The sequence below is a fragment of the Mucilaginibacter pedocola genome (genome assembly GCF_002013915.1).
Lineage (GTDB): Bacteria > Bacteroidota > Bacteroidia > Sphingobacteriales > Sphingobacteriaceae > Mucilaginibacter > Mucilaginibacter pedocola.
The window spans coordinates 1-5085 of sequence record NZ_MBTF01000026.1 but is presented as its reverse complement, the minus strand read 5'-3'; the positions used below and the strand labels follow the sequence as shown (position 1 = coordinate 5085).

The 5085-nt window shown below is 49.2% G+C and carries 3 rRNA genes; all 3 read left to right on the top strand.

The features are described 5' to 3' along the window. Positions 1-10: 10 nt before the first annotated feature. The 3 genes from BC343_RS20285 to rrf all read left to right on the top strand — a co-directional run bounded on the left by BC343_RS20285 (position 11) and on the right by rrf (position 5071). A 16S ribosomal RNA gene (locus tag BC343_RS20285) occupies positions 11-1532 on the top strand. A gap of 370 nt (positions 1533-1902) precedes the next feature. After that, positions 1903-4779 (top strand): 23S ribosomal RNA (locus tag BC343_RS20280). A 180-nt stretch (positions 4780-4959) separates the two neighbouring features. Continuing rightward, a 5S ribosomal RNA gene (rrf, locus tag BC343_RS20275) occupies positions 4960-5071 on the top strand. Together the 16S, 23S and 5S rRNA genes form the textbook arrangement of a ribosomal RNA operon. Positions 5072-5085: the final 14 nt, after the last annotated feature.

Here is a 5085-nt window from a genome sequence, read left to right as displayed (position 1 = left end):
AACACATTATACAATGGAGAGTTTGATCCTGGCTCAGGATGAACGCTAGCGGCAGGCCTAATACATGCAAGTCGGACGGGATTTGGGAGCTTGCTCCTGATGAGAGTGGCGCACGGGTGCGTAACACGTATGTAACCTACCTTAACCAGGGGGATAGCCTCTCGAAAGAGAGATTAAGACCGCATAATATTATCGAATAGCATTGTTTGATAATCAAATATTTATAGGGTTAAGATGGGCATGCGGAACATTAGCTAGTTGGTAAGGTAATGGCTTACCAAGGCTACGATGTTTAGGGGATCTGAGAGGATGGCCCCCCACACTGGTACTGAGACACGGACCAGACTCCTACGGGAGGCAGCAGTAAGGAATATTGGTCAATGGGCGGAAGCCTGAACCAGCCATGCCGCGTGCAGGAAGACGGCCCTATGGGTTGTAAACTGCTTTTGTACCGGAATAAACCTTTGGTCGTGACCGAAGCTGAATGTACGGTAAGAATAAGGATCGGCTAACTCCGTGCCAGCAGCCGCGGTAATACGGAGGATCCGAGCGTTATCCGGATTTATTGGGTTTAAAGGGTGCGTAGGCGGCCTATTAAGTCAGGGGTGAAAGACGGTAGCTTAACTATCGCAGTGCCTTTGATACTGATGGGCTTGAATGTAGTTGAGGTAGGCGGAATGTGGCAAGTAGCGGTGAAATGCATAGATATGCCACAGAACACCAATTGCGAAGGCAGCTTACTAAGCTAAGATTGACGCTGAGGCACGAAAGCGTGGGGATCAAACAGGATTAGATACCCTGGTAGTCCACGCCCTAAACGATGAATACTCGATGTTGGCGATATACGGCCAGCGTCTAAGCGAAAGCGTTAAGTATTCCACCTGGGGAGTACGCCCGCAAGGGTGAAACTCAAAGGAATTGACGGGGGCCCGCACAAGCGGAGGAGCATGTGGTTTAATTCGATGATACGCGAGGAACCTTACCCGGGCTTGAAAGTTAGCGAATGGAGCAGAGACGCTCCAGTCCTTCGGGACGCGAAACTAGGTGCTGCATGGCTGTCGTCAGCTCGTGCCGTGAGGTGTTGGGTTAAGTCCCGCAACGAGCGCAACCCCTATGTTTAGTTGCCAGCATGTAATGATGGGGACTCTAAACAGACTGCCTATGCAAATAGAGAGGAAGGAGGGGACGACGTCAAGTCATCATGGCCCTTACGTCCGGGGCTACACACGTGCTACAATGGGCAGTACAGAGGGCAGCTACCTGGCAACAGGATGCCAATCTCATAAAGCTGTTCACAGTTCGGATCGGGGTCTGCAACTCGACCCCGTGAAGTTGGATTCGCTAGTAATCGCGTATCAGCAATGACGCGGTGAATACGTTCCCGGGCCTTGTACACACCGCCCGTCAAGCCATGGAAGCTGGGGGTGCCTGAAGCCGGTAACCGCAAGGAGCCGTCTAGGGTAAAACCGGTAACTGGGGCTAAGTCGTAACAAGGTAGCCGTACCGGAAGGTGTGGCTGGAATACCTCCTTTCTGGAGCATTATCTAATACCATCCTATTATAACATGTTACCTACATGATCCATTCCTTAATTTTTATACTATATAATAGTATAGGAGTTCTGCCATTTAGGGGTAGGATAAATTTATCAACGGTTCGAATCCGTTATTCTCCACGCTTTTCAGTAGGCAGTATACAGTTAACAGTAAGCAGTTTTATGCTGCACACTGCGAACCGGGAACTGCAAACTGAAGAAACGTTCTTTGACATATTGGAAGAAGTAAAATTGAAGAGAAAACAACAGTAGAGGGCTGTTGCAGGCTCAGATTGTTAGCAATGACATGAAGACGGCAACACGAATCAAAAAGCATACAGTGCTGAGCAAAAGCAGCACAAGTATAGAAGAAAGTAAATAAGGGTACACGGGGGATGCCTTGGCTCTCAGAGGCGATGAAGGACGTGATAAGCTGCGATAAGCCCCGGGGATTAGCAAATATGATTTAATCCGGGGATTTCCGAATGGGGCAACCTAACTATTTGAAGAATAGTTGCAATAGCGCAAACCTGCTGAACTGAAACATCTAAGTAAGCAGAGGAAGAGAAAATAATAATGATTTCCAGAGTAGTGGCGAGCGAAATGGAAGAAGCCCAAACCATATATGTTACGGCATATATGGGGTTGTAGGGCCACAACATGACTACTAAAATGAACCGGAACGGGGTGGGAAACCCGGCCATAGAGCATGAGAGCTGCGTACGGGTAAGTAATAGTAAGATAGTGGTACCCTGAGTACCGCGAGGTCGGAGACGCCTTGTGGGAATCTGCCGGCACCATCCGGTAAGGCTAAATACTCCTGAGAGACCGATAGTGGACCAGTACCGTGAGGGAAAGGTGAAAAGAACCCCGAACAGGGGAGTGAAATAGAACCTGAAACCGTGTACTTACAAGCGGTCGGAGCACTGTAAAGTGTGACGGCGTGCCTTTTGCATAATGAGCCTACGAGTTACTCTTCTCTGGCAAGGTTAAGTGCTTCAGGCACGGATCCGAAGCGAAAGCGAGTCTGAATAGGGCGTATAGTCAGAGGAGGTAGACGCGAAACCTTGTGATCTACCCATGGGCAGGTTGAAGGTGCCGTAACAGGTACTGGAGGACCGAACCGATAAACGTTGAAAAGTTTCCGGATGACTTGTGGGTAGGGGTGAAAGGCTAATCAAACTGGGAAATAGCTCGTACTCCCCGAAATGTTTTTAGGAACAGCGTGATGGTAAAGTTATATAGAGGTAGAGCTACTGATTGGGTGCGGGGGAGTCAAATCCTACCAAATCCAGACAAACTCCGAATGCTATATAATATACATTGCAGTGAGGCTATGGGTGCTAAGGTCCATGGCCGAGAGGGAAAGAACCCAGACCATCAGCTAAGGTCCCCAAATTAACGCTAAGTTGAACTAACGAGGTCCGGCTGCACAGACAGCTAGGATGTTGGCTTGGAAGCAGCCATTCATTTAAAGAGTGCGTAACAGCTCACTAGTCGAGCGGCCGGGCATGGATAATAAACGGGCATTAAGCGTTATACCGAAGCTATGGATTACAATTAATTGTACTGGTAGGGGAGCATTCTAATTGCCGGAGAAGCAGGAAGGACAACTGACTGTGGAGGAATTAGAAAAGCAAATGTAGGCATAAGTAACGATAAGGCGGGAGAGAAACCCGCCCACCGAAAGACTAAGGTTTCCTGATCAACGCTAATCGGATCAGGGTTAGTCGGGGCCTAAGGTGAAGCCGAAGGGCGTAGCCGATGGACAACTGGTTAATATTCCAGTACTTTTTATAATTGCGACGCAGTGACGGAGTAGTGAAACTGGCGCGTGCTGACGGAATAGCACGTTAAAGGCTGTAGGTATAGGTTTGGTAGTTAAGTACGCCAGATTTGCTGAACGCTGATAGTACACCGAGCCTTCGGGTAAGGTGATAGCCCAGGTAACCAGGCTTCCAAGAAAACCTGCTAAGCTTCAGATTATAAAAACCCGTACCGTAAACCGACACAGGTAGTCGAGGAGAGGATCCTAAGGTGCTCGAGTGAATCATGGCTAAGGAACTCGGCAAAATGGCCCTGTAACTTCGGGAGAAGGGGCGCTGGTAGCAATATCAGCCGCAGTGAAAAGGCCCAGGCGACTGTTTAACAAAAACACATGGCTATGCAAAATCGAAAGATGACGTATATGGCCTGACACCTGCCCGGTGCCGGAAGGTTAAGAGGGGATGTTAGTCGCAAGGCGAAGCATTGAATCGAAGCCCCGGTAAACGGCGGCCGTAACTATAACGGTCCTAAGGTAGCGAAATTCCTTGTCGGGTAAGTTCCGACCTGCACGAATGGTGTAACGATCTGGGCGCTGTCTCAGCCATGAGCTCGGTGAAATTGTGGTATCGGTGAAGACGCCGGTTACCCGCAACGGGACGGAAAGACCCCATGCACCTTCACTACAACTTAACATTGATATCGGATACAGGATGTGTAGGATAGGTGGGAGGCTGTGATCTGGATTCGCTAGGATTCAGTTAGCCAACGTTGAAATACCACCCTTTCTGTATTTGGTGTCTAACTCTGCAAAGCGGAGGACATTGTTTGGCGGGTAGTTTGACTGGGGTGGTCGCCTCCAAAAAGGTAACGGAGGCTTTCAAAGGTAAGCTCAGTACGCTTGGTAACCGTACGCGGAGTGCAATAGCATAAGCTTGCTTGACAGTGAGGCAGACAAGCCGAGCTGGGTCGAAAGACGGATATAGTGATCCGGTGGTTCTGCATGGAAGGGCCATCGCTCAAAGGATAAAAGGTACGCTGGGGATAACAGGCTGATCTCCCCCAAGAGCTCATATCGACGGGGAGGTTTGGCACCTCGATGTCGGCTCGTCACATCCTGGGGCTGGAGAAGGTCCCAAGGGTTGAGCTGTTCGCTCATTAAAGTGGCACGCGAGCTGGGTTCAGAACGTCGCGAGACAGTTCGGTCCCTATCTGTTGTGGGCGTTGGAAGTTTGAGTGGGGCTGACCTTAGTACGAGAGGACCGGGTTGGACTAACCTCTGGTGAATCTGTTATGCCGCCAGGTGTACTGCAGAGTAGCTACGTTGGGAATAGATAAGCGCTGAAAGCATCTAAGTGCGAAACTAGCCACAAGATGAGACTTCCATTGAGGATCGTAGCAGACTACTACGTTGATAGGTTACAGGTCTAAAGATGGCGACATCAAAGCCGAGTAATACTAATAATCCGAAGCTTTCTCATAGCAGGTAAATAGGGTGGCGGCTCTGCCGCTGCCCGAACACAAAGCTGTTGTTTTCTCTCGAAATTACTTCTTTCAATAATATGTCAAGTTATAGTGAATGGAGAATACTTGATTGAGTGGGTAGTTATTGAACTCTACAACCACTCACCGCTTAACCCCTCACTACTAACTAAAAATATTCAGGTGCCTATATCGGCGGTGTCCACCTCTTCCCATTCCGAACAGAGAAGTTAAGCCCGCCAGAGCCGATGGTACTGCAGTAAAATGTGGGAGAGTAGGTCGGTGCCAACCTTTAAACAAGCCTT